At 64.4% G+C, this 23,776-nt stretch carries 23 protein-coding genes and 1 pseudogene; 17 read left to right on the forward strand and 7 right to left on the reverse strand.

Going from position 1 to position 23,776, the window contains the following annotated elements; all coding sequences use genetic code 11:
• Positions 1–251 precede the first annotated feature (251 nt).
• The 3 genes from FXB41_RS21955 to FXB41_RS21965 form a co-directional block, all read right to left on the reverse strand.
• The gene (locus FXB41_RS21955) at positions 252–746 is read right to left on the reverse strand and encodes a hypothetical protein (protein ID WP_198288228.1); all 495 of its coding nucleotides are present in this window, start codon (positions 744–746) and stop codon (positions 252–254) included.
• A gap of 166 nt (positions 747–912) precedes the next feature.
• A complete protein-coding gene (locus FXB41_RS21960) occupies positions 913–1,365 on the reverse strand; it encodes a DNA polymerase III subunit chi (protein WP_007591963.1) in 453 nt (150 codons plus the stop codon).
• Between the two features lie 6 nt (positions 1,366–1,371).
• Positions 1,372–2,871, reverse strand: coding sequence for a leucyl aminopeptidase (locus tag FXB41_RS21965; RefSeq protein WP_007591964.1), 1,500 nt, complete (start codon positions 2,869–2,871; stop codon positions 1,372–1,374).
• Positions 2,872–3,210: 339 nt separating this feature from the next.
• On the opposite strand from FXB41_RS21965, the gene lptF reads away from it, so the two are divergent.
• The 10 genes and pseudogenes from lptF to FXB41_RS22015 all read left to right on the forward strand — a co-directional run bounded on the left by lptF (position 3,211) and on the right by FXB41_RS22015 (position 13,615).
• Entirely contained in the window at positions 3,211–4,380 is a 1,170-nt protein-coding gene (lptF, locus tag FXB41_RS21970; RefSeq protein WP_219683182.1) for an LPS export ABC transporter permease LptF, read from the forward strand.
• Positions 4,377–5,474: an LPS export ABC transporter permease LptG gene (lptG, locus tag FXB41_RS21975; protein ID WP_007591971.1), complete on the forward strand. Its 1,098-nt coding sequence runs from the start codon at positions 4,377–4,379 to the stop codon at positions 5,472–5,474. The genes lptF and lptG overlap by 4 nt, the downstream gene beginning before the upstream one ends.
• Positions 5,474–7,963, forward strand: coding sequence for an LPS-assembly protein LptD (locus FXB41_RS21980; RefSeq protein ID WP_219683183.1), 2,490 nt, complete (start codon positions 5,474–5,476; stop codon positions 7,961–7,963). Before lptG ends, FXB41_RS21980 begins: the two co-directional genes overlap by 1 nt.
• 69 nt (positions 7,964–8,032) lie before the next feature.
• The gene (locus FXB41_RS21985; RefSeq protein ID WP_007591973.1) at positions 8,033–8,959 is read left to right on the forward strand and encodes a peptidylprolyl isomerase family protein; all 927 of its coding nucleotides are present in this window, start codon (positions 8,033–8,035) and stop codon (positions 8,957–8,959) included.
• Complete coding sequence (gene pdxA / locus FXB41_RS21990; RefSeq protein WP_219683184.1) at positions 8,959–9,975, forward strand: 4-hydroxythreonine-4-phosphate dehydrogenase PdxA; 1,017 nt, start codon at positions 8,959–8,961, stop codon at positions 9,973–9,975. The genes FXB41_RS21985 and pdxA overlap by 1 nt, the downstream gene beginning before the upstream one ends.
• Positions 9,972–10,832, forward strand: coding sequence for a 16S rRNA (adenine(1518)-N(6)/adenine(1519)-N(6))-dimethyltransferase RsmA (gene rsmA / locus FXB41_RS21995; protein WP_219683185.1), 861 nt, complete (start codon positions 9,972–9,974; stop codon positions 10,830–10,832). Before pdxA ends, rsmA begins: the two co-directional genes overlap by 4 nt.
• A 16-nt stretch (positions 10,833–10,848) precedes the next feature.
• Positions 10,849–11,907 carry an alcohol dehydrogenase gene (locus FXB41_RS22000; protein WP_007591976.1) on the forward strand — a complete coding sequence of 353 codons (1,059 nt, stop codon included), beginning with the start codon at positions 10,849–10,851 and terminating at the stop codon, positions 11,905–11,907.
• 157 nt (positions 11,908–12,064) lie between these two features.
• A pseudogene (locus tag FXB41_RS22005) lies at positions 12,065–12,215 on the forward strand (Flp family type IVb pilin).
• A gap of 73 nt (positions 12,216–12,288) precedes the next feature.
• Positions 12,289–12,525 (forward strand): hypothetical protein, encoded by a 237-nt coding sequence (locus FXB41_RS22010; protein ID WP_007591977.1) that lies wholly within the window; start codon positions 12,289–12,291, stop codon positions 12,523–12,525.
• Between the two features lie 367 nt (positions 12,526–12,892).
• Complete coding sequence (locus FXB41_RS22015; protein WP_007591979.1) at positions 12,893–13,615, forward strand: Crp/Fnr family transcriptional regulator; 723 nt, start codon at positions 12,893–12,895, stop codon at positions 13,613–13,615.
• Positions 13,616–13,618: 3 nt separating this feature from the next.
• Here the strand turns inward: FXB41_RS22015 and FXB41_RS22020 are convergent, their stop codons facing one another.
• The gene (locus tag FXB41_RS22020) at positions 13,619–14,356 is read right to left on the reverse strand and encodes a Crp/Fnr family transcriptional regulator (RefSeq protein WP_007591982.1); all 738 of its coding nucleotides are present in this window, start codon (positions 14,354–14,356) and stop codon (positions 13,619–13,621) included.
• Between the two features lie 173 nt (positions 14,357–14,529).
• Here FXB41_RS22020 and FXB41_RS22025 point away from each other — a divergent pair, with 173 nt between their 5' ends.
• Complete coding sequence (locus tag FXB41_RS22025; RefSeq protein ID WP_007591988.1) at positions 14,530–14,769, forward strand: hypothetical protein; 240 nt, start codon at positions 14,530–14,532, stop codon at positions 14,767–14,769.
• A gap of 17 nt (positions 14,770–14,786) precedes the next feature.
• The gene (locus FXB41_RS22030; RefSeq protein WP_007591990.1) at positions 14,787–15,488 is read left to right on the forward strand and encodes a Crp/Fnr family transcriptional regulator; all 702 of its coding nucleotides are present in this window, start codon (positions 14,787–14,789) and stop codon (positions 15,486–15,488) included.
• Between the two features lie 64 nt (positions 15,489–15,552).
• Here FXB41_RS22030 and FXB41_RS22035 read toward each other — a convergent pair whose 3' ends face one another.
• A complete protein-coding gene (locus FXB41_RS22035; RefSeq protein WP_219683186.1) occupies positions 15,553–16,167 on the reverse strand; it encodes a cupin in 615 nt (204 codons plus the stop codon).
• Between the two features lie 242 nt (positions 16,168–16,409).
• On the reverse strand, positions 16,410–17,378 hold the full coding sequence (locus FXB41_RS22040; protein ID WP_219683187.1) for a LysR family transcriptional regulator: 969 nt from the start codon (positions 17,376–17,378) through the stop codon (positions 16,410–16,412).
• 113 nt (positions 17,379–17,491) lie between these two features.
• Between FXB41_RS22040 and FXB41_RS22045 the strand changes: the two genes are divergently transcribed.
• From FXB41_RS22045 to FXB41_RS22065, 5 genes are all read left to right on the forward strand, one after another.
• Positions 17,492–18,472 (forward strand): Bug family tripartite tricarboxylate transporter substrate binding protein, encoded by a 981-nt coding sequence (locus FXB41_RS22045; RefSeq protein WP_219683188.1) that lies wholly within the window; start codon positions 17,492–17,494, stop codon positions 18,470–18,472.
• Positions 18,472–19,083 (forward strand): dioxygenase family protein, encoded by a 612-nt coding sequence (locus tag FXB41_RS22050; protein ID WP_219683189.1) that lies wholly within the window; start codon positions 18,472–18,474, stop codon positions 19,081–19,083. The genes FXB41_RS22045 and FXB41_RS22050 overlap by 1 nt, the downstream gene beginning before the upstream one ends.
• Positions 19,084–19,971: 888 nt before the next feature.
• Entirely contained in the window at positions 19,972–21,318 is a 1,347-nt protein-coding gene (locus tag FXB41_RS22055; protein WP_219683190.1) for a caspase family protein, read from the forward strand.
• 28 nt (positions 21,319–21,346) lie between these two features.
• A complete protein-coding gene (locus FXB41_RS22060; protein ID WP_219683191.1) occupies positions 21,347–21,835 on the forward strand; it encodes a hypothetical protein in 489 nt (162 codons plus the stop codon).
• 149 nt (positions 21,836–21,984) lie between these two features.
• Positions 21,985–23,184, forward strand: a complete 1,200-nt coding sequence (locus FXB41_RS22065) for a hypothetical protein (protein WP_219683192.1) — start codon at positions 21,985–21,987, stop codon at positions 23,182–23,184.
• Here FXB41_RS22065 and gmk read toward each other — a convergent pair.
• Positions 23,117–23,776, reverse strand: a complete 660-nt coding sequence (gmk, locus tag FXB41_RS22070; RefSeq protein WP_007592001.1) for a guanylate kinase — start codon at positions 23,774–23,776, stop codon at positions 23,117–23,119. The genes FXB41_RS22065 and gmk overlap by 68 nt on opposite strands.

A 23,776-nucleotide genomic window follows, 5' to 3' on the forward strand; every position in this document is an offset into this window, starting at 1 on the left:
TAACGCCCCCGTGACTTTCAACGCGCGCGGAAAAACGCGGCTCGAGGCAATGAAGACGCTTTGGGCGAAGGTCGGCATCCGCGATGTCGAAACTCGCGAACAAGATCGCCGGCGAGCGAGAACGGAGAGGTCACGATTCACGCCCGCCCATCGCAATCAATGGATGCAAAATCGCTTGACGATAGGGGCAAGCATGCGCGGCCGATCGCAGCGACAGCTGCAACCAGCATCAGGGCAAAAGGCCAAACCCGTTACGCCGCCGACTTCTTCTTCGGCTTCGGCTTGGTCGCCTTCGGCATGACCGGCGCCTCCGGCGTGCCCTCGATCGAGGACAGGCGGCCGGCCGTGAAGGTGTAGATGCCGGCGCGCGGACCGGTCGTCCAGGTCACGACCGCAACGCGCCTGCCGGCGGCATCACCGGAGAGGTTGACGCTCGAGGGCGCGCCGATGCCGCGCACCACATCGCATTCGGTGTGGCCGAGCGCGACGGTGCCGCCCATGGGAGCCGGCGCGGTCGTCGACGCATTCGCATCAGCCGGCCCGGGCGGCGGCGCCATGCCGGCACAAGCCCCGTCGGCGCTGACCAGATCCTCGGCCCCAACCGGCTTGTCGGGGGTTAGCGGCGGCGACTCGATCGAGATGCTTTTGATGAACAGGCGGCTGGGCGTGTTGAACCACTGGGCATCCCTGGACAACAGATCGGTCCCGCCCGAACAGCCCGCGACCAGCGGGGCTATGGCCGCCAACGCAACTATGAGCGAGCTGGGAAGCTTTTGATGTCGCACGATAAACTAATTTCCCCGAGTGAAGGATCGGCCCTAAGCAATTGTACCAACACCACTTTGCGGCACGAAGGTGACAAAAGCCATCATCCCCCGAAAAGTGCAAATTATCATTAATTGCGAGCGACCGCTAATTCCGCTTCTGCCATCGGCCCCGCTCGTCGGCCTGCCAATAGGTGACATCAAATCCCCGCGCCTTGCAATCCGTCCAGGCGCTGCGGGCGAACGCAAGTGCGTCCGGATCGTCCCCGTCGAACAGCAGCACCATGCGCTCATAGCCCTGCGCGTCCTGCGGCAGCGCGGCGTTGTCGACGAGGAAGCGGACATTGGCACCGTTCGGATTGTCATCCTCGACCGCCAGCACGATCGGCTGTTCGGCGGCGTCGCTCACCCGCCAGGTCGCGTGCGGCAGGAAGGAATCGTCGCGATAGGTCCACAAATGGGCGTCGAGCGCATCGGCGCGCTCCGGCGAAGTCGACTGCACCACGACGCGCCAGCCGCGCTCGAGCGATTTCTCGAGAAGGGGCGGCAACACGTTCTCCACCGTCATGTTTTGCAGATGGTAGAAAAGGACTTCAGTCATCTCGGGTCATTTGCGCTCGTAATGGTCGGCGACCAGACGGTCGAGCAAGCGAACGCCATAGCCACTTCCCCAGCTGTGGTTGATGTCGGTCTTCGGCGCGCCCATGGCGGTCCCGGCGATATCGAGATGCGCCCAAGGCGTGCCGTCCACGAAGCGCTGGAGGAACTGCGCCGCGGTGATCGAGCCGCCATGGCGTCCGCCGGTGTTCTTCATGTCGGCGAACTGGGAGTCGATCAGCTTGTCGTATTCGGGGCCAAGCGGCAGGCGCCAGACCTTCTCGCCGCTCTCGATGCCGGCCGCCAGCAGCCGCTCGGCAAGCTCGTCATTGTTGGAGAACATGCCGGCATGCTCGGTGCCGAGCGCGACCACGATGGCGCCGGTCAACGTCGCCAGATCCACCATGAATTTCGGCTTGGTTTTCTTGGCGACGTACCAGAGCACATCGGCAAGCACCAGGCGGCCTTCCGCGTCGGTGTTGATGATCTCGATGGTCTGTCCCGACATCGAGGTGACGATGTCGCCCGGGCGCTGCGCGTTGCCGTCCGGCATGTTCTCGACGAGGCCGATGGCGCCGACGACGTTGACCTTGGCCTTGCGTGCGGCGAGCGCATGCATCAGGCCGACGACGCAGGCAGCGCCTCCCATGTCGCCCTTCATGTCCTCCATGCTGCCGGCCGGCTTGATCGAGATGCCGCCGGTGTCGAAGCAGACGCCCTTGCCGACGAAGGCAACCGGCGCCTCACCTTTCTTGCCGCCGTCCCAACGCATGATCACGGTGCGGCTCGGCCGCGCCGAGCCCTGGCCGACGCCGAGCAGCGCGCCCATGCCGAGCTTGTCCATCGCCTTGACGTCGAGCACCTCGATCTTGACGCCGAGCTTGCGGAGCAGGCCTGCGCGGCGCGCGAACTCCTCGGGAAAAAGCACGTTCGGCGGCTCGTTGACGAGGTCGCGCGCAATGATCACGCCGTCCACGATCGCAGCCGCCGATGCAAACGCCTTCTTCGCGACGACCACGTCGCCGACCGCAAACGAGACGTCGGCGCGCGTGCCGCCCTCCTCGCCGTCCTTCTTCTTGGTCTTGTAGCGGTCGAATTTGTAGGTGCGCAGCCGCAGGCCCGAGGCGATCGCGACCGCCTGCTCGCTCGTCATGGCGCCATTGGGCAGTTCCGCCATGATGGTCATGGCCGCCACCCCGGCCGGAAGCTTGCTCGCCGCCACGCCGCCGAATTTGAGAAAGTCGTTCGCCTTCAGGCCGGCCGCCTTGCCGGCGCCGATCACGATCAGGCGGGTGGCCTTCACGCCCTCCGGCGCAAGGATGTCGAGCGCAGCGCCGCTTTTGCCCTTGAAGGCGGCGGCGGTGGCCGCCCGCTTCACGAGTTCGGTGGCCCCGCCGAGGGCCTTGGCGGTCGCCGGGCCGAGCTTCAAGCTGTCGTCGCAGAACACGACCATGATGCCACGGACGGCGGCAGATAATGGAACGAAGCCGACCTTGATGGCATCGGACATGAGTAACTCCTCAAAAACGTTGCGCTTTTACCGATCGGCAGTCCCGGCCACGGGCCGGAGCTGAACGGCGATTCACTGGGCGTAACGCACTATGGGCCACTGGCCCGGTCGATGCCAAGCACCCCCCGTGGCCGAGGGGCCACAACGAGGGAAATATTAACCATATATTGAGGGTGCCACGGGGCAGCCATTTTGTTGACGGATCAAAGGGATGGTACTGAGAGAGTAAGCCGGCGGATGAGATGGTTGACCGACCTTGGGGATCCCCTTGCGGGGATTGGTTGGACAGCCGGAATTCCGGCCGGCATTGGGGACTTGGTGGGATTCGTGCGGTAGCGCATGGGGTCAATCGATAGGTATATCTTCCGCACGACGCTCGCGTCGTTTGCGCTGGTCCTGGTCAGCCTCACGGGCGTGATCTGGATTACGCAAGCGTTGCGCGGCATCGACTTGATGACGAGCCAGGGTCAGACCATCCTGACCTTCCTCGGCATCACCAGCCTCGTCGTGCCCGCGCTGGTCCTGATCATTTCGCCGATCGCGCTGATGATCGCGATCTCGCATACGCTGAACAAGCTTGCGACCGATTCCGAGATCATCGTGATGAATGCCGCCGGCTTCTCGCCGTTCCGGCTGTTCTATCCGTTCTTCTACGCCACCTGCGTGGTGGCGCTGCTGGTCGCCTTCATCGCGGCCTATCTCGCTCCCGATGGCATGCGGCGGATCAAGCAGTGGGACGCCGAGATCACCGCCGACGTGCTTACCAACATCCTGCAGCCCGGCCGCTTCGCCCAGCTCGACAAGAACCTGACGATCAGGATTCGCGAACGCCAGCCCGGCGGCATCCTCGCCGGCATCTTCATCGACGACCGCCGCGATCCGAACGAGCGGGTCTCGATCGTCGCCGAGCACGGCGAAGTCATGAAGAACGAGAACGGATCGTTCCTGGTGCTGGAGACCGGCAATCTCCAGCGCTTCGAGGCCGGCAAGCGCGATCCCGCGCTGGTGGCGTTCGGCCGCTACGGCTTCGACATGTCCAAGTTCTCGGGCCAGGGCCGCGACGTCACCCTCGGCATCCGCGAGCGTTATCTCTGGGAGCTGCTCTCGCCGTCCGAGGACGATCCCGTCTACAAGCAGATTCCCGGCCAGTTCCGCTCGGCATTGCATGACAGCCTGCTGGCGCCGATCTATCCCTTCGCCTTTGCCGTGCTGACCTTCGCGTTTCTGGGTGCGCCTCGCACCACCCGCCAGAGCCGCAATTTCTCGATGGGCTCATCGATCTTCGCCGTGTTCGGCCTGCGCATGGCCGGCTTTGCCTGCTCGGTGATGGCGGTGAAATCGCCCGGCGCGGTGCTGGTCCAATATGCGATGGTCATTGGTGCCATCGGCATCGGGATGGCGATCATCATCGGCGGCCTTGTGGTCGAACCGCCGCCGCGCCTCATGGAGGCCATCAACAGGTCGAACGCGCGCATCGCGCGGCTGTTCCGACGGCCGGCCGTCGCATGAGCATGCTCACCAACACACTCGGGCGCTATTTCGCCGGCCGTTTCGTGGTCGCGGCGCTCGGCGTGTTCGCCAGCATTTTTCTGTTGCTGGTGCTGGTCGATTACATCGAGATGGTGCGCAAGACTTCGGGCCTCGCATCCGCCTCCGCGGTCATGGTGGCCGAGACCTCGCTGTTCCGCGTGCCGCAGCTGCTGGAGAAGCTGACGCCGTTCTGCATGCTGATCGGCGCCATGACCTGCTATCTCGCCCTCTCCCGCCGGCTCGAGCTCGTGGTCGCGCGCGCTGCCGGCGTCTCCGCATGGCAATTCATCTCGCCGGCGCTCGGCAGCGCGCTCCTGATCGGAGTGATCGCCACCGTCGCCTACAATCCGATGTCGGCCAATCTGCGCGAGCTCTCCAAGCGCATGGAAGCCGAGCTGTTCGGCTCGGCGCCCGGCGGCGGTATTCAGGACGCCTCCGGCTTCTGGCTCAATCAGGTCACCAATGACGGCCAGACCATCATCAACGCGGCGCGCAGCGAGCAGCAGGGTATCCGGCTCACGGGACTCACGCTGTTCCGGTTTGACACAGAGCAGCACTTCAAGGAGCGCATCGAGGCGCGAGAGGCGACACTCGAGGCCGGCCGTTGGCTGTTCAAGGGCGTCCGCCGCTTCTCGCTGGATTCGCCGCCGGTCGATCAGGCCAGCCTGGAGATTCCGACGACGCTGACCGAGGCGCAGGTCCGCAACAGCTTTTCCACACCCGAGACTGTGTCCTTTTGGCAACTACCGAGCTACATCCGCTCTTCCGAAAGCTCGGGCTTCGCGACAGCCGGATACCGACTCCAGTATCAGAAGCTTCTGGCACAGCCGTTTTTGCTTGCGGCCATGGTGATGCTCGCGGCTTCCGTGTCGTTGCGCTTCTTCCGGATGGGCGGCGTGCAGAAGATGGTTTTGAGTGGCGTGGGCGCAGGCTTTCTGCTCTACGTTCTGTCGAAAGTGACTGAAGATTTGAGCAAGGCTGAGTTGATGCATCCGATCGCTGCGGCGTGGTTGCCCGTGGTGGTGGGCGGCCTCACCGGCTTTTTGGCCTTGCTGTATCAGGAGGACGGATAGTGACGGCCGTCCACCGAGGATCCGTGTCTCGTTTGACGCGGCGCACATTGGTGCGCGCGAACGGGTGTGGCTTGTCCATTCGCAGGTTCCTGCTTGCTGTCGCCGCCATGGCATCGCTCGGTGGCCTGATGGACGTTGCCGCCGTGGCGCCGGCCTCCGCCCAGAGCTTCACCTACAATCCGCTGCCGCCGCGTGCGAAGCCGCCGAAGGCCGTCAACGACAACCAGATGCTGGTTCAGGCGACCGAGGTCGACTACGACTACAACAATTCGCGCGTCTCCGCGGTCGGTAACGTCCAGCTGTTCTACAACGGCACCAGCGTCGAGGCCGACAAGGTCATCTACGACCAGAAGACCAAGCGGCTCCATGCCGAAGGCAACATCCGGATGACGGATGCCGACGGCAAGATCACCTATGCCGAGATCCTGGACCTTTCCGACGACTACCGTGACGGCTTCGTCGATTCGCTGCGCGTTGACACGGCCGACCAGACCCGCATGGCGGCGAGCCGCTCCGATCGCTCCAGCGGCAACTACACGGTGTTCGAGAACGGCGTCTACACGGCCTGCGCGCCGTGCAAGGACGACCCGAAGAAGCCGCCGCTATGGCAGGTCAAGGGTGCGCGCATCATCCACGACCAGCAGGAGAAGATGCTGTATTTCGAGACGGCGCAGCTCGAATTCTTCGGCGTGCCGATCGCCTATATGCCCTATTTCTCGACGCCCGACCCGACCGTGAAGCGCAAGACCGGCTTCCTGATGCCGGGCTTCACGTCGAATACGCCGTTCGGCTACGGCGTCGAGGTTCCGTTCTACTGGGCGATCGCACCCGACATGGACGCGACCTTCAGCCCGCGCATCACGTCCAAGCAGGGCGTGCTGTTCCAGGCCGAATTCCGCCAGCGCCTGATGGACGGCGCCTATCAGATCCGCGTCTACGGCATCGACCAGCTCGACCGCAGCGCGCTCGCCGGCCAGCCCGGCGACAAGCAGTTCCGCGGCGCCGTCGACACCAAGGGTCAGTTCGCGCTGAACGACAAATGGGTCTGGGGTTGGGACGGTGTCCTGATGTCCGACTACTATTTCTTCTCGGACTATCGGTTGTCGCAATATCGCGATCCGCTGGGCTCGTTCCTGTATCTGCCGACGGATGCACTCTCGCAGCTTTACCTGACCGGTGTCGGCAATCGTAGCTTCTTCGACGCGCGCACGATGTACTGGCTGAGTTACTCGGGCAATCAGAGCCAGGTGCCGGTCGTCTACCCCGTGATCGACTACTCGAACGTGCTGAACTATCCGGTCTTCGGCGGCGAGTTCAGCTACAAGACCAATTTCGTGAACCTGTCGCGTGACACCGCGGTGTTCGATCCGATTACGACGCTCGCCAACACCAATGGCCTGTGCACGACGGTGTCGGCCGATCCGCTCGCGCGCACGCCGTCGCAGTGCCTGCTGCGCGGCTTCCCCGGCACCTACACCCGCCTGACGGCCGAAGCGCAGTGGCGCAAGTCCTTCACCGATCCATTCGGTGAAATCTGGACCCCGTTCGCCATTCTCCGCGCCGACGCGATCAACTCCTCGGTCTCCAACCAGCCGGGCGTGTCGAACTATCTTCCTGTCGGCGACACCCAGGCGTTCCGCCTGATGCCGACCGTGGGCCTCGAATACCGCTACCCCTTCATCAACGTTCAGCCTTGGGGCTCGACCACCATCGAGCCGATCGCGCAGATCATCATCCGGCCGAACGAGACCTATGCCGGCAAGCTCCCCAACGAGGACGCGCAGAGCATGGTGTTCGACGCCTCGAATCTGTTCAGCGTCGACAAGTTCTCCGGTTACGACCGTGTCGAGGGCGGCGGCCGCGCCAATGTCGGCGTGCAGTCCACCACGCAATTCGACAGGGGCGGCGCCATCAAGACGCTGTTCGGCCAGTCCTACCAGCTGTTCGGCATGAACTCCTTTGCGGTCCAGGACTCCATCAATACTGGCGTGGATTCCGGTCTGCAGAGGCCGCGCTCCGACTATGTGGCGAGCGCCGCCTATTCGCCCAACAGCACCTATACGTTCAGCGTTCGCTCGCGCATGGACGAGCAGACCTGGAACATCCAGCGCTTCGAGGCGGAAGGCCGCGCCAACTTCAACCGCTGGTCCGTCAGCATGCTGTACGGCAATTACGCGGCCCAGCCGGAACTCGGCTATCTGACCCGCCGCGAGGGCATCCTGACGTCGGGCTCGATCAAGGTCGCGGCCAACTGGGTGGTCACGGGCTCGGCGCGCTGGGACCTGGAGGCCAACAAGATCAATCAGTATGTGCTCGGCGCCGGCTACGTCGACGATTGCTTTGTGCTCGGCTTGAACTATGTAACTGCGTATAGCTATTCCGCAGGCGCGGCGCCGCCCGTGCTGAACCACGCGATCATGTTCCAGATCGGCCTGCGCACGCTGGCGAACACAGCGACGACCAGCAGTTCCGGCGGCGGTCTCCAGTGAACGGTTTGAAGGTGCCGGCCGCGTGTTCCCGATCGCAGGTTCACCGCGGCTGACATGCGAGCGACAAATATGACGATCTCATTGCCTGTCTTCCGCCTCTTCCTCGTCCTCGCCGCCCTGCTCCTGGCCGGCGCGCCGTCGCGCGCGCAGAACATCGTCGTGATGGTCAACGGCGATCCCATCACCGACTTCGACGTCGAGCAGCGCTCCAAGCTCGACCAGCTGACGACGCAGAAGACACCGGCCCGTCAGGAGGTCATCAACGAGCTGATCGACGACCGGGTGAAGATGAAGGAAGGCAAGAAATACGGGGTCGACCCCGGTGTCTCCGACATCAACCAGTCCTACGAGGGCATGGCGCAGCGCATGCGCATCTCGCCGGACCAGCTCACCAAGTCGCTCGAGGTCAAGGGCGTCCGCCCCGAAACCCTGAAGAACCGCATGAAGGCCGAGATGGTCTGGACCAGCCTCGTGCGCGGCCGCTTCAAGGAGAAGTTGTTGGTCGGCGAGAAGGACGTCGCGCAGGCCGTGCAGGCCCAGACCGGCGACAAGCTGCAGATCGAGGGGACCGAATACAAGATGCAGCCGATCGTGCTGCTCGTGCCGCGCGGCTCGTCGCCGGCGTTCCTGGAGACGCGGCATAAGGAAGCCGAGCAATATCGCTCGCGCGTCGGAAGCTGCGAAGAAGCCAATTCGTTGTTCCGCTCCACGCCGAACGCCACGATCCGCGACACCGTCACCAAGACCACGGCGGAATTGCCCGAGGCGCTGCGCAAGGTGCTCGACGACACGCCGATCGGCCACCTGACCGCTCCCGAGACGACCAAGGCGGGCATCGAGATGGTGGTGCTGTGCTCGCGCAAGCCGACCATGATCGACACGCCGAAGAAGCGCGAGGTCCGCGAGAAGATGTATCAGGAGAAGTACGAGAAGACCCAGAAGGCCTATCTCGAGGAGCTCCGCAAAGCGGCGATGATCGAGTATCGCAACCGCTGATGGCCCAGCAGCCCGCCAAGCCCCTCGCCCTGACGCTGGGAGAGCCTGCCGGCATCGGCCCCGACATCACCATCGCAGCCTGGCTCAAGCGCAGCGAACTGGACCTGCCTGCCTTTTATCTGCTCGGCGACGAGGCGCTGATCGCCCGCCGCGCCAAGGCGCTCGGCGCCAATATCAGGATTGCTTCGGTAAGCGCGGGCGAGGCCAAGGCCGCCTTCCCCGAGGCGCTGCCCGTGGTTGCGACCGGCGAGCCCGCGAGCGCCGAGCCCGGCAAGCCGGACGCATCGAGCGCGCCCGCCGCCCTCGCCTCGATCCGCCAGGCGGTCACGGATGTCCGCGAGGGCCGCGCCGGTGCCGTCGTCACCAATCCGATCGCCAAGAGCGTGCTCTATCGCGCCGGCTTCCGCCATCCCGGCCATACCGAATTCCTCGCCGAGCTCGCCGCGGAAGACGGCCGCGTGCCGCAGCCGGTGATGATGCTGTGGTCGCCGCGGCTCGCCGTGGTGCCCGTGACCATCCACGTCTCCTTGCGCGATGCACTGGCCCAGCTCACCAGCGAGCTGATCGTCTCGACCGTGCGCATCGTCGCGACCGAACTCAAATCCCGCTTCGGCATCGCGAATCCGCGCATCGCGATTTCCGGCCTCAATCCGCACGCGGGCGAGGACGGCTCGCTCGGCCACGAGGAGCAGACCGTGATCGCGCCGGCGATCAAGACGTTGCGCAGCGACGGGATCGAGGCGAAGGGACCGCTCCCCGCCGACACCATGTTCCACGAAGCCGCGCGAAACAGCTATGACTGCGCCGTCTGCATGTACCACGACCAGGCGCTGATCCCGATCAAGACGGTGGCCTTCGACGACGCGGTCAACGTCACGCTCGGCCTGCCCTTCATCCGCACCTCGCCCGATCACGGCACCGCCTTCGACATCGCCGGCACCGGCAAGGCCAATCCGGCAAGCCTGATCGCTGCGTTGAGGCTCGCGAGCCGGATGGCGGCTGCGAAAACCCGATGAGCGCGATCGACGACCTCCCGCCGCTTCGCGAGGTCATTCGCCAGCACGCCTTGTCGGCGCGCAAATCGCTCGGCCAGAACTTCCTCCTCGACCTCAATCTCACCGCGCGCATCGCGCGTGCGGCGGCTCCGCTCGAGGATTCCACCATCATCGAGATCGGCCCCGGCCCGGGCGGGTTGACGCGCGCCTTGCTCGCGCTCGGCGCCAGACGCGTCATCGCCATCGAGCACGACGAGCGGGCGATCCCTGCCTTGCAGGAAATTTCAGCGCGCTATCCCGGCCGTCTCGATATCGTGCATGGCGACGCCATGAGCTTCGACCCGCGCCCGCTGCTATCCGGCGAAAGAGCAAAAATCGTCGCGAACCTGCCCTACAACATCGCGACCCACCTCCTCGTCGGCTGGCTCACCACCGAGCCCTGGCCGCCCTGGTACGACATGATGGTCCTGATGTTCCAGCGCGAGGTCGGCGAGCGTATCGTGGCGCGCGAGGACGAGGAGGCCTTCGGCCGGCTCGGCGTGCTCGCCAACTGGCGCTGCGAGACCAAGATCCTGTTCGACATCGCGCCGTCCGCCTTCGTGCCGCCGCCGAAGGTCACGTCTTCCGTCGTGCGACTGATCCCGCGCGAAAACCCTCTCGCCTGCGATCGCAAGCTGCTCGAACAGGTCGCCGCCGCCGCGTTCGGCCAGCGCCGCAAGATGCTGCGACAAAGTCTGAAGTCGCTCGGCGCCGATCCCGCGCGGCTCGCCGCAGCTGCCGGCGTCGATGCGACGCGGCGCGCCGAGACCGTTCCGATTTCCGGCTTTGTTGCCATGGCCCGTGAATTGGCCAATATACGCAGCGAAACAGAGAGATAATTTCGGAGGAAGAAATATGGCGTTGATGCGTCGGCAGTCCCTCGTCAAGTTCGATGCGCCGCTCTGCGAGACCATCGTCGACACGCCGAAGCCGCAAGGACGCGAGGTGCTGGTGCGCATCGAGCGCTGCGGCCTCTGCCACTCCGATCTGCACATCCAGGACGGCTACGCCGATCTCGGCGGCGGCAAGAAGCTCGACACCACGCGCGGCATGACGCTGCCCTTCACGCTCGGCCACGAGATCGCAGGCGTGGTCGACGAAGTCGGCCCCGAAGTGTTCGCCGGTCTCGTCGGTAGCAAGAAGGCGGTGTTTCCGTGGATCGGTTGCGGCCAGTGTCGCGACTGCGCCAATGGCGACGAGAACCTCTGCGCCAGGCAGCGCTTTCTTGGCGTCTCCATCGACGGCGGCTTCGCCACCCACGTGCTGGTGCCTGACGCGAAATATCTGCTCGACTACGATCCCCTGCCCGTCAACCAGGCCGCGACGCTGATGTGCTCCGGCGTCACCGCCTATGGCGCGCTCAAGCGCCTGGTCGACCGACCGCGCCAGCGCAATCTCCTGCTGATCGGCCTCGGCGGTGTCGGCATGATGGGCCTTTCCTTCGCGGCGGCCATGTTCAAGCAGCCGATCACGGTCGCCGACCTCAGCGGTGCCGCGCGGGAAACCGCGCTGAAGAACGGCGCGGCGGCGGCCTACAATCCGGCCGAGCCCGACGTGATCAAGCGCATCCTCAAGGAAACCGATGGCGGCTTCGACGAGATCGTCGATTTCGCGGGCAACGAGAAGTCCATGGCTTTCGCGGTCGCCGTCGCCGCGCGCGGCGGCAAGATCGTGGTCTCCGGCCTGATGGGCGGCCAGTTCACGTTGCCGATGGTGCAATGGGTCTACAAGCGCATGACCATCGAGGGCTTCATGGTCGGCACGCTCACCGAGGCTCACGAGCTGATGGCGCTCGCCCGCGCCGGCAAGATCAAGCCGACGCCGATGCGCGAGGAGCCGATGGGCGACGTGCAGACCTGGATCGACGAGCTTCGCGCCGGCAAGGTCGTCGGCCGCATCGTGCTCAAGAATTAGCATGCGCGAGAAGCGCGAGGCGGCGGGGTCATCTCGCCGCCGGCTTCAATCATCGCGATTCACTCGAAATTGACGCAAGCCGGTGTTCCAAATTGGGGAACCTGATCTCTGCGGATTATGGTCCTCGCCAGCTCTCTTTTGGAATTCTGGCAAGACCATGCAGACCATCCGCCGCTTCCTTGCCGACGAGTCCGGCGCCACCGCGATCGACTACGGCCTGATCGCCGCAGGCATCGCACTGGCGATCATCGCCGTCGTCAACAATCTCGGCGCAGAAGTTCACCTCGATCAGCAGCTCACTGAAGTAACGCGGGCACGCGCGCTAATTCACGGCATTCGTCTGTCCCGCGGAACGGCAATGGCCGCGCCGCGTTGGCAGCCATGTCCATTCGCTGCACCGTCGAGAACGCATTCTTCATCGCCTGGAGCTTCCTGGAGCAGAGCGGACAGCTCGGCTCTCCGGACGAGACGGCGAACGTCCTGCTCGACGCCATTGAGGCCCAGCTCAGGACCGGTGAACGCCGGCAACTGATGCTCGCCAACAGGGCGATCGATGCCTATCGCGCCCACGCGGAAAAAAGCCGGCCCGCGCACGATTGCGAAGCACGCTTCGGGTGACGAACGTCGGGTGATGAACATCCTGGCCGCCCTCGGGCCCGCCGGCCCGGCGGCGTTTGAGATATAGGCCGGCGGTCCGTCGGGCAGAGCGCACGGGCTGCGGCGCTCCGCGACGAGCACGCTACGCTGATCCGCGCTCCTGCTGTGTGCACTCCTGCACAGAGCTCGTAAAGTTGAAGGCAGCTGGGTTCGGCTGCGCCATTTGCCTCGCGTGCCATGCGCCGCGCCAGAATTTTCCGGAATTCCGTAAGCCGGAGGCCATCTTTTCAACGCTTGAAAAACGCCTTGTGTGCACTTTGGAACCGTCGGCTCCGTCACGGAAACGTAGGGTTCTGGCCGGCGCCGATTCCCGGCCAGAGCAAGACATGTGACCGGTCGGCCCCAGAACGATCTTCTCCAGCGGCTCAGCCGCACGGATTTCGAACTGTTCGCACCGCACCTCCAGCCGGTCGAACTCGAGGCGAACCACATCCTGTATCACGCCGGCGACGAGGTCGCGGCGGTCCATTTTCCCTGCCGCTCCACGCTCGTGTCGTTCGCCGTGCCAGTCGAGGACGATCGCGAGGTTGAAAGCCTGCTGGTCGGGCGCGAGGGCGCGGTGGGCATTGCCGCCGGCCGCAGCGCCTCGCTGGCCTATTCGCGCATCGTCGTGAAGCTGGGCGGGACCCTGATGCGGTTGCCGCACCGCGCGCTCGAGCAGGCCCAGCAGAGGTCGGCCACGCTCCACCAGGTCTTCTCGCGCTATGGCGACTGCCAGTTCGCACAGCTGCTCCAGATCGCGGCCTGCAATGCCGCGCATTCGATCGAGCAGCGCGCCGCCAAGTGGATCATCTCCGCGCAGGAGCACGTCGGCGGCCCCGAGATCCCCCTCACCCATGAGCAGCTTGCCGGCATGCTCGGCGTCTCCCGCAGCTATGCCAGCCGCGTCATCCAGATGTTCAAGGCGAGGCAGATCCTCGCGACACGCCGTGGCGCCATCCTGATCCTGGATGCGCCGGCGCTCGAAGCCAGAGCCTGCTCCTGCAACGACTGGGTGAAGAAGCACTTTGACGAGGTGATGGGACGCACGGCCGCGGACGGTTCGCTTTAGGTCTCACGCATGCGGCGGCGATTGGCGCTTCAAGTGCAGATAGGTCGGACTGAAGCCTCCGAGCCGCTGCAGTTCGCGCCATTTCAGGACGATCAGCTCGCCGTCGCGCATGTCCATGGTCCCGCTCCGCCTGAGCTCGGCGAGCGTCCGGTTCACCGTCGCGATCGCCATGCCCAGCGTCTCGCCGAGCTGCGCCAGGCTGATCGGCAGACGGCAGCGATTGCCGCGGACGAGCTGCGCGGCGCGGGCGCGGTAGAACAGCTCGCAGAACAGGTGCGCCATGCGCGCGTGCATCGGCCGGGCGCTATTGTTGGTGATGGCCTCGCGAAAGATAGCGGCATCGAGCAGCGTCTCGCGCCAGACCGACAGTGCGAAGGTCGGTCGTCGCCGAAAGGCAATGAACAATTCGCGATGCGGGATGAACGCCACCGAGGCAGGCCCGAGCGCACACAGCCCATGGTCCATCTGGTCGATGAACAGTCCCTGGGAGTCCGGCAGGTCTCCAGACAAATGGAACGCGAGATATTGCCGCCTGCCGCTGTCGAGCAGATGGTAGCGGGCGATCATGCCGGAGACGACCAGCGCCGAATGCTCGGGTTCGTCGCCCTGACGGATGAAATCCTCATTCGGCGCGAACTCGCGCTGCACAAAAGTCAGCCCGCGAATTTCGGCGACATCCTCCTGTGCAAGCGCGGTGTGCTCGCCGAGGTTCCGGATCAGCACGTCATGGGCTTTTTCCATGTGTCCCGTTCCATGCGTCCCGCCAAAAATCCTGCCGGTTCGATCAAATGATACATCTGGCCCGAATCCAGCGGACTAGAACGCGAGACGGAAGCACAGGTTGCTACCGGTTTGCGACGGTACAGGGTCGCAGCCCCACCATCCCTCGATCGCTGACTGCCCCCGCCCTTCGCATGAGCCCTACGACGATCCTGAAACGCATTCGCCACCTGTTCGCTACGGATTCGGGCGAGCACCTGGACAGTATCAGCGCTGCCTTCCTGCAAGGCAGGTTGAAGCAGCCGGCGCGGCCGATGTCGGATCAGGAGCTTGCGCACGCCATCCGCGAGTTCCAGGCGGTTCCCGTGTCCGATTGGACCATCGCAAAACTCTCCCAACGCCTGCTCGAACCGGCCGTGCCGCGTGACGACTGAAACCCCTCCTCCTCACCATGCCGCACCCGAAGTTCATCGCGCATCTCCAGGCGATTGAAGGCCTCTCAGAAGACGAACGCCGCCAGATCGCGGGTCTGCCGTCCACGCTGCGCCAGGTCTCCGACGGCGAGATCGTGCTGCGCCAGGGTGAAGATGCCTCCCGCTGCGTTTTCATCGTCAGCGGCTTCCTCTACCAGGCTCGCATCGTCGGCGATCGCAGCCAGATCCTCGCCTTCCACGTTCCCGGCGACATGCCGTGCCTGCACACGCTGCTGGTGTCGCCGATGGATGCGGACCTCGTCGGACTTGGACCCTCGATCGTCGGCTACGTCGCACACAGCCAACTCAAGCAGCTGCTCGACAGCTCCATTCACCTGACCCGCGCGTTCTGGCGCGAGACGCTGATCGATGCGGCGATCTCGCGGCAATGGATCGCGCGCCTCGGCGCACAGGCGGCGTTGCCGAAGGTGGCGCATCTGATCTGCGAACTCGCCGCAAGGCTGGAGGTCGTGGGCCTCGTCAAGAACGGCCGCTTCCAAATGCCGATGACGCAGCGGCATGTCGCCGATGCCTGCGGACTGTCGATCGTCCACGTCAATCGCACCATCCAGGAGCTGAGAGGGCGCCGATTGATTGCCTGGGAGGGAAGCGAGATCGAGCTGTTGCAACCCGACGAACTCCGCGCGCTCGCGGATTTCACGCCGGATTATCTGACCTGACCGAGACGGCCGGCGTTCCAACGAACGACACCTCGAACCGGCACAGCGAAAGCGATCCCCCGCGTCACGATCGCGATGGCTTTATCCGCCATGATTTGAGCAACGGGCCGCCGGCACCCAGCACGGGATCGGTCTTCGGCTTACGGACCTTGGCGATGCGTTTGCTGGCGTCAGGACGCTCTCGCGTGTCGGTGCACTCGTCATACGTCCCCTCCTGCGGATACGCTCCGACGACCAGGAAGTCCCGGCTGGACTCGATCAGCCGGTGTCCGGTCCCTGCGGGAAGAACCAGAACGTCTCCGGCCTTCACGCTCAGGATTCGCCCCTTGATCCCGCCGCACTCGATCCTAGCCGTGCCGCGTGCCACGCCCATCACTTCGTGGATCTGCGAATGGTAGTGGACAAAGTCATACACCGTATCGCGCCAGGAGCGGCCCCAGCCATGACTATCGAACAGCGTGTCGACGATGACCTCTGGAGCAAAACGCCGGGTCTTCAGGTTCACCGCGCCGCGATAGAGCAACACTGGAAAATGCGGGTTATTCGGCACGATGCCATCGTCCTGGAAGCGGATGGCTGTCGGCTTCCGAGCCCGCACGAGCGCCCGCAGCGTTGCCGCGTCGGGGTGATCCTCGACGAGCTTCTTGGCGAGATTTTTGATCTGGTCCTTGATCGGCATGGCGTCTCCTCAGCCGCAATTAAACGGCGGCCGAGGTGATAAGTTTCCCGAGGTGATCCGGTTGGACCGCGCTATCTCCTCGGCGTCACTTCCGGCGAAGACAAGCATTCCAGAAATCGTTCCGCGGCAGCTCTCTGGAATGCTCGCTGCGCTCGCACGGCCACCGCCTTACCCCGGTAGCCGACGTTGGCCGCGCAGGAGCGGAACGACGCGATGTGGCAGAAGCAGAAGAACGATCAGTTTCAATTTCGCCGATTGGGCGAGGCGTTTCGCTTACCTGCGAGCGGCTTCGCGACCTCTCGGGCGCACTCGACGAGCAGCCGCTGAGCAGGGTTTGGCGTTCTGCCCTTCAGCGCAATGATCCCGATCGGCCACATCTGAATAGGCATTTCGACGGGTAAGACCTTCATCGACAGCCGCTTCGCGCTGAAGTGCAACATCGATGCCGGAAGGAAACTCAGGAATCGTTCCGACGAAAGCAACGCCGACTGCATAAGGACCGAATACACGGTTACGCTGGCACGTGGCACCTCCAGCCCGGAGGCGTGAAATGCGTTGGCAATCCAGCCGCCCGGAAAGCTTTCGCGCGGCGGCAGGCACCAACGCTCGTTGACCAGCTCGTCGAGGCGGATCTTGCGCCGCCGCACCCACGGACTGTGCAAGCCTGCAACAACGACACCGCTTTCGTGCAACAGCACTTCAACATCGGTATCGGCAGCCGGCGTCGAGCTCGGCAGGCGCCCTATCATGAGGTCGATGTCGTGATTGCGCAGATGGCGATCCTGAAGCTCAGGCGGTTCGCCCTCGATGATGTGAAGCGCGAGCCTCGGATATTGCCGTGATAGCCGGTCGATGATGGCGGGCAGTAATCCGGCCATCACGGGCTCGGTGCTGCCAATGCGCAATTCACCCACCGCGGGATCAGCGAGCGATTGCAACTCGTCCACGCCGCTCCGTAAATCGTTGCACAAAGCAATGCTGCGCTTGAGCAAGGCCTTGCCATAAAGCGTGGGCTCAACGCCGAGCCGGCTGCGCTCCAGAAGCGGAAGGCCGATCGTTTGCTCCAGGTTCGCGAGCATCTTGGATATGACAGGCTGAGAAATGGCGAGGTGCTCGGCCGCCTTCGCCATGCTCCCGTATTCCACGACGGCGATAAACACGCTCAGCTGCCGCAGCTTGATCCGACGGCTGATTTGGGATGCATCGAGCATGCGACCCTTTCCGAAATGGAATAGAACTATTGAGAAATAGAACTTTTCTTATATAGGTCCGCGGGACAAGCTGCAATTCGCGTTACCCTCCACCGCCAAGGTTTGGAGCAGCCATGTCGACCATTTATCTTCCCCGTCGCACTTTCCTGCTGGGAAGCCTCGCGGGATTGTTGCTGCCCGGCAAGGTCGTCGCGCAACCTTATCCGACCAATCTCATACGGATTGTCGTCCCTACCGGTGCGGGCACACCGCCCGACATTATCAGCCGCATGGTCGCGGACGGGCTCGCGGCCAATGAAGGCTGGCGGCTCGTGGTGGAAGATCGCCCGGGTGCGCTGCAGACCATTGCCATGAACGACGTGGCCGGCCGTCCGGCGGACGGCTATACACTGCTGACCATGAGCCTTCCGATGACGGTCACTCCGTCTCTGCTTCCGAAAGCGGAGGTACGGCCGGACGTGGATTTCGATCCGGTGATCAAGATATCGAAGTCCTACACTGTGCTCGTTACAACGCCTTCCTTGCCGGTCGGCTCGCTGTCCGATCTGGTGGCGCTGCTCAAGAGCAAGCCGGGGAAGCTCAACTTCTCTTCCGCCGGCTTCGGCACTCCCTCGCATCTGATCGGCGAAATGTTTGCATTGCAGGCCGGAGTGCACGCCACCCACGTGCCCTACCAGCAATTCTCCCAAGCAATCACCGATCTGATCAGCGGCAACGTCCAATACATGTTCGTCACCACGCTTCCGGTTATTGATCTCATCGCGACCGGCAAGTTGCGAGCGCTTGCCGTCACCGCCCCCACCAGGATTGCTGCCCTGGGGGACGTTCCCACTGTGATCGAGGCAGGCCTCCCCGATCTGGTGACAGCCGATTGGATCGGCTTTGCGGCCAAGCGTGGAACGGCTGCAGAAATAAAGTCGCAGCTTAACAAGGCAATTAACAAGGTACTTGTCGAACCGAAGATCCACGCTTCGCTCGATAAGATAGGAGCGGTAGCCGTGGGTGGCACCGCTGCAGAATTTGGTGAGGGAATCCAGACTGACATCGCCCACTGGGCCAAGGTCGTCAAGGATGCGGATATCAGGCTACCTTGATGAGCCAGACCACATCCAAAGCCCAGACGAGTGGCCGCGATGCAGCAGCATTGGCGATTACGCCCCCACAAATTGTCGGCCCGTTCTACCCGGTCTCGGAGCACCCCGATCTGGCAACCGATCTGGCGCGTCCAAGCGGCAGCACCGTTGAGGCGCTGGGTCAGCTCATCCATATCAGCGGACGCGTGCTCACGCGTTCGGGAGCGCCGGTGCCGCATGCACGCATTGACATCTGGCAAGCCAACGCGGCGGGGAAATATCGTCATCCAAGCGACAACAACCCGGCGCCGCTCGACCCCAATTTCAAAGGCTTCGCGCGTCTCACAACGGATGCGGCTGGGCGCTACAGCTTTCGTACGGTCAAACCCGGCCGCTATCCGACAGCAGAAGGCGACGTCAGGCCGCCGCACATTCACCTCGCCGTCGAGGGGCGGTTCGATCGCCTGGTAACCCAGCTGTATTTCGCTGGCGAAAGAGAAAATGTGACCGACCGCTGGCTCAATGCGGCTCCGCATCCGGAAAGGTTGATCATTGTTCTGCAAGATTCGCCATCGCGCCTTGAGAGGCATGCGTTGGTCGCGAATTTTGACATTGTTCTTGCCAGCGGATGACAAGCTGTTTGAGGTGGCACCAAGCCCGATTTGGGTCATTCGCCACTGGGCAGACGCGTCGGGCAAAACACCCCGTCAAGCCATCGGCGCAAAAACATTTTGCTTTTCCGAATTTCGGATTTGTGGCATACAGCCCGCATCCTGGCCCTGCCAAAGGGGCGTTCGCGACCGTCACGACATGCGGGCCGGGTGGCGGTGGACGCGGCAGCGACGGCGCGGGCGGCGTGATGACCGGGCGGGCAACCGTGAGTCCTCACGCGACGCGTACGACACGGCGCTGGAGAGCGGGCTTGTCGGTCATCGGGGGTGAGCACACGCAAGCCCTCGACGATTTCGGCGGGACCGTCCGCGGACGGAGAAGTCGTGTGGTCCTGACGCCCGGGGTCTGTGCGTCAAGCCTCGCGGTGATGTGGCGGCCCAACCGGGCGCGCGCATCAGCGATCGGCGGGGCGACGGGGGCAATAGTGCATCGCTCCCCGGGGAGAGCACGAAGGACACCGTTAAAACCATCCGCGCAGGGAAGGCCGGGCGATCGGCCACCCAATCGGTCCACCCCGTGTGCATTCCTGTAGCGCACGGACCAACGGGTGCCGCCGGCGCCCGGCCTTCCCTGCGCCCTTTGGCTTCCATTGGGCGATCAACGGCAGCAAGGCTCGGGCAGAACCTGCCGGGGGAACGCGCGGCCATGGCCCCTCGCCTGCGAAATACGCAACGCGGCCTATCCGCGTCATGGCCGGGCTTGTCCCGGCCATCCACGCCTTGCCACGCGGCACGAAGAACGTGGATGGCCGGGACGAGCCCGGGCATGACGGACAGTACGCATGTGGCGCCGCTTTTCGCCGGCGCGCCGGACTGTTAGACTGGCGTCATTATTTTTGGGGAATTTTGATGCGCGCGAGGATTTTCAATCGCGTCCCGGGGCTGGCGACGCTGGTCGCAGCCCTGCTCGTCGTCGCCACGCAACCTGCATCGGCCGAGAAGCGCATCGCGCTCGTGGTCGGCAACTCCGCCTACAAGAACATCACGCCGCTCGACAATCCATCCAAGGACGCGAGCCTGATGGCGGACACGCTTGGCTTGCTCGGCTTCACGCTGGTCGGAGGCCGCGCCCAGCTCGATCTCGACAAGGGCGCTATGGATCTGGCGGTGCAGAGCTTTGGCCGGCAGGTGCAGGGCGCCGACGTCGCGCTGTTCTATTATGCCGGCCATGGCGTGCAGGTCTCGGGCGCCAACTATCTCGTGCCAGTCGGCGCGAACCCGACGCGCGAAGCCGACGTCGACTTCCAGATGACCGATGTCAACCTCGTGCTGCGCCAGATGCAGGGATCGGGCACCCGCCTCAACCTCGTGATCCTGGACGCCTGCCGCAACAACCCGTTCGGCTCGCGCGGCCTGCGCGCCTCCGATGGCGGTCTCGCGCAGATGCGCGCGCCCGAGGGCACGCTGATCTCCTACGCAACGCAACCCGGCAATGTCGCCCAGGACGGCAGCGACGGCCACAGCCCCTACACAAAAGCATTGGCCGCGACGGTCCGGACCGCGGGCCTCGACGTGTTCCAGACCTTCAACCAGGTCGGCCTCGCGGTGAAGCGCGCCACCTCCGGCGCGCAGCAGCCCTGGGTGTCGTCCTCGCCGATCGACGGCACCTTCTATTTCGTAGCCCCGACGCAAACCGCGCCGCCGCAGGTCGCAACGATGCAGCCTGATCCGTTACCGGCGGATCGGTTGCGCGCCGATCCCGACCGCGTCCCCTTGCGCGATGCCGCCCTGCTGAGCGAACTCAGCGAGCGGCTCTACGAGCTCAATTTCGATCCTGACAGCCCTGATGGACTGACCCGCGCGATCACAAAACTCCAGCAGCGAATTTCCATGGCGCCGACGGGCGAAGCGACCGAAGGCCTGCTGCTGCGCATGCGCAAGATGGAGGACCTGAAACCATGGGGCTCGATCGTCTACGGGCCCGACGGCAGCAAATGGGGCATATCCTGGAACCACGCCTCGCGGCGCGCGGCGGTGGCGGATGCGCGCGGCAATTGCGCCGGCGCCAAATGTCCGATCGAGCTGTCCTTCTATGGCAACCGCTGCGGCGCGTTCGCGATCTCCGACAAATCCTGGTCGCTGGTCCAGCGCGACAGCGTGCAGCGCGCGAAAGACGCCGCGCTTGACGAATGCGGCAAGGCTGGCAAAGCTTGCCGCATTATCGGTTCCGTCTGTGCCGACGGCTCCGGCCGTTGATACGATTTTTCATTTTGGATTTTTGCTCATGCGCAATTCCGTCATCCCTGCGATTGGCCTGGCCCTCTTCCTGTCCGTCACCGTCGCTCCACCGTCCGCCGTCGCGCAGTCCGGCAGCGCCGGCGGCTCGATCGGCAATGACGAGAAGTCGCTGTCCGGCTCGCGATCGGATCGTTCCGCCGAGCCGGCGCCCTCGGCGCGCCGCAGCAAGCCGGCCGAGGAGCCGCGCAGTTTCTCGCGACGCGGTGGTGGAGGTGGCGGGAGTTTCGACGGCGCCTGGATGGTCGTCAGCGTCGGCTGCGGCGGCACCACGTCCGGCGCGGTCGTGGTCTCCTCGGGCAAGGTCATAGGCCAAGGCGTCACGGGTACCGTCAGCGCGAGCGGCGCGGTCAGCACGTTCGGTCAAGGCGATGGCGTGACCTTCACCGGCTCCGGCCGCCTCGCTGCCCGCAGCGGTTCCGGATCCTTCCGTCGCTCCGACGGCTGCGGCGGAACCTGGACTTCGACCAAGCAGTAGCGCGAAAAAGTCTGATTTCGCGGGGGAACCAACGCCGCGCAGGCCCGATTCAGGCCACATCCTCTCCGGATTTGCGGCTCATTGCCACCCAAGTCTTTGACGAGAAAGGGAAGGTAACGAGTTGCGTCATGCGTAATCGGGAGACCAGGATGGGCAACCGCACCGCGAAATTCTTATCGGCCCTCGTAGGCAGCATCATTGCCGGTGCGCCATTGGCCGCCGTGTCGCAGAATGCATCGACGCCACCGAGCACGGCAAATGCCGCGAACGACTGCCTTGGCTCGCCAAAGGGCGCCGCCCCGCAGGGCCAGCATTGGCATTATCGCCTTGAGCGCGCGACCAAGCGGCAGTGCTGGTATCTGCGCGCCGAAGGCGGCAAGGCCACTCAAACCGCACAGGCTGCGCCCGATACGACTACAGCGGATTCAGCCCTGCCGCAGCAGCACTCCGTCCAGGACGCGCGCGCCGAATATCTGACGCCGCAGAGCATTGCCGCTGTTAAGACGCCTGCACAGGTGGGACCCGGACCAACGCAACAGGCTGCGAGCCCCTCCGCTGACGCCAACGCACAGCAGCCCGCCGTCGCCGGGCGCTGGCCCGACGCCTCCACGGCGTCCGCCGCGCCCACAGAGCAGCCGTCGCCTGCACCTGTCGCGGTCGCCGCGCAGCCGACCGCGAAGCCGGCGAAGTCCCCTGCTCCGATGGCTCTGGCTGCGGCAGACAGCACCACCGACAAGCAGACCGGCTCGCTCCAGATGCTGCTGCTGGTGATCGGAGGCGCGCTGGCGCTTGCCGGCATCCTCGCCAGCGTCATCTACCGCTTCGCCGGTGGACGTATCCGCGTCCTGGCCGGCGACCAGCGCCGCGTCAACTGGGACAATTTTGAGCCGCACGATCACGACGATGGCCGTGCACCCTGGCTCAACGCAGCGCCCGCCGACGCGCCGCACACTCGGCAGCCGCGCCCGGTGGATTTCGATGCCCTGCGTCCGCAGACAGTCCAGCTCAAGACCGCGCAGCTCGCCGCGATCGATCGCGAGATTGATGTGATCGACAAGCGCGTCCCGCAAGCGCACCAAGATGCCGCAGAGCTCGACGATGCCGATGTCTTCAACGGAGAATTCCAGATCGAGGCCGCACCGCAGCTCGCGGCCAACGACGTCGATGACGAAGAGCCGGCCGATCGCGATGACGATGCGGGAGTCGAGGACGGCATCGACATCGACGTGATCACGACGATGCTGGAACGGCTCGCGAAGGACGGGCCGAGGCTGACGCAGCCTAGCCTTGAAGCTGGTCTTGCAGACCTCGCACGAAGCCCACGAGGCCGGTCTGCCGCTCGCGCTTGAGGCGTTCGGCCTTCAGGATCGACTGGACCTCGGCGAAGGCGTCGTCGACGTCATGGTTGATGACGATGTAGTCGTACTCGGCCCAGTGGCTCATCTCGTGGCTGGCGCGGCTCATGCGCTTGCGGATCACCTCGTCGGAATCCTGCGCGCGCGAATGCAGCCGCTTCTCGAGATCGGCAGCCGAGGGCGGCAGGATGAACACGCTGACGACGTCGGCGCGTGCTTTTTCTCGGAGCTGCTGCGTGCCCTGCCAGTCGATGTCGAACAGCACGTCCTGCCCAGCTGACAGCGCCGCCTCAACCGGCGCACGCGGCGTGCCGTAGCTGTTGTCGAACACGGTCGCCCATTCCAGCAGCTGGTCGGCCTTCACCATCGCGTGGAAGGTGGCCTTGTCGACGAACGAATAATCCCTGCCGTCGACCTCGCCCGGCCGCATCGCCCGCGTGGTTGCCGACACCGACATTCGAAGGCCGGGCATGCGGTCGATCAACATACGCGATAGCGTCGTCTTGCCCGCGCCCGACGGCGAGGACAGCACGAACATCAATCCGCGCCGCTCGACACCATCAGTTACGTGACCGCCAATCGTCAT

The sequence above is a fragment of the Bradyrhizobium canariense genome (assembly GCF_019402665.1).
GTDB classification, from domain to species: Bacteria; Pseudomonadota; Alphaproteobacteria; order Rhizobiales; family Xanthobacteraceae; genus Bradyrhizobium; species Bradyrhizobium canariense.

Excerpts from the sequence above, each read along its gene's own strand:
- FXB41_RS21960 (WP_007591963.1), bottom strand. The coding sequence starts at position 1,365 with ATGACTGAAGTCCTTTTCTACCATCTGCAAAACATGACGGTGGAGAAC.
- FXB41_RS21965 (WP_007591964.1), bottom strand. The coding sequence starts at position 2,871 with ATGTCCGATGCCATCAAGGTCGGCTTCGTTCCATTATCTGCCGCCGTC.
- lptF (WP_219683182.1), top strand. The coding sequence starts at position 3,211 with ATGGGGTCAATCGATAGGTATATCTTCCGCACGACGCTCGCGTCGTTT.
- lptG (WP_007591971.1), top strand. The coding sequence starts at position 4,377 with ATGAGCATGCTCACCAACACACTCGGGCGCTATTTCGCCGGCCGTTTC.
- FXB41_RS21985 (WP_007591973.1), top strand. The coding sequence starts at position 8,033 with ATGACGATCTCATTGCCTGTCTTCCGCCTCTTCCTCGTCCTCGCCGCC.
- pdxA (WP_219683184.1), top strand. The coding sequence starts at position 8,959 with ATGGCCCAGCAGCCCGCCAAGCCCCTCGCCCTGACGCTGGGAGAGCCT.
- rsmA (WP_219683185.1), top strand. The coding sequence starts at position 9,972 with ATGAGCGCGATCGACGACCTCCCGCCGCTTCGCGAGGTCATTCGCCAG.
- FXB41_RS22000 (WP_007591976.1), top strand. The coding sequence starts at position 10,849 with ATGGCGTTGATGCGTCGGCAGTCCCTCGTCAAGTTCGATGCGCCGCTC.
- FXB41_RS22010 (WP_007591977.1), top strand. The coding sequence starts at position 12,289 with ATGTCCATTCGCTGCACCGTCGAGAACGCATTCTTCATCGCCTGGAGC.
- FXB41_RS22020 (WP_007591982.1), bottom strand. The coding sequence starts at position 14,356 with ATGGAAAAAGCCCATGACGTGCTGATCCGGAACCTCGGCGAGCACACC.
- FXB41_RS22025 (WP_007591988.1), top strand. The coding sequence starts at position 14,530 with ATGAGCCCTACGACGATCCTGAAACGCATTCGCCACCTGTTCGCTACG.
- FXB41_RS22030 (WP_007591990.1), top strand. The coding sequence starts at position 14,787 with ATGCCGCACCCGAAGTTCATCGCGCATCTCCAGGCGATTGAAGGCCTC.
- FXB41_RS22035 (WP_219683186.1), bottom strand. The coding sequence starts at position 16,167 with ATGCCGATCAAGGACCAGATCAAAAATCTCGCCAAGAAGCTCGTCGAG.
- FXB41_RS22040 (WP_219683187.1), bottom strand. The coding sequence starts at position 17,378 with ATGCTCGATGCATCCCAAATCAGCCGTCGGATCAAGCTGCGGCAGCTG.
- FXB41_RS22045 (WP_219683188.1), top strand. The coding sequence starts at position 17,492 with ATGTCGACCATTTATCTTCCCCGTCGCACTTTCCTGCTGGGAAGCCTC.
- FXB41_RS22050 (WP_219683189.1), top strand. The coding sequence starts at position 18,472 with ATGAGCCAGACCACATCCAAAGCCCAGACGAGTGGCCGCGATGCAGCA.
- FXB41_RS22055 (WP_219683190.1), top strand. The coding sequence starts at position 19,972 with ATGCGCGCGAGGATTTTCAATCGCGTCCCGGGGCTGGCGACGCTGGTC.
- FXB41_RS22060 (WP_219683191.1), top strand. The coding sequence starts at position 21,347 with ATGCGCAATTCCGTCATCCCTGCGATTGGCCTGGCCCTCTTCCTGTCC.
- FXB41_RS22065 (WP_219683192.1), top strand. The coding sequence starts at position 21,985 with ATGGGCAACCGCACCGCGAAATTCTTATCGGCCCTCGTAGGCAGCATC.
- gmk (WP_007592001.1), bottom strand. The coding sequence starts at position 23,776 with ATGACGATTGGCGGTCACGTAACTGATGGTGTCGAGCGGCGCGGATTG.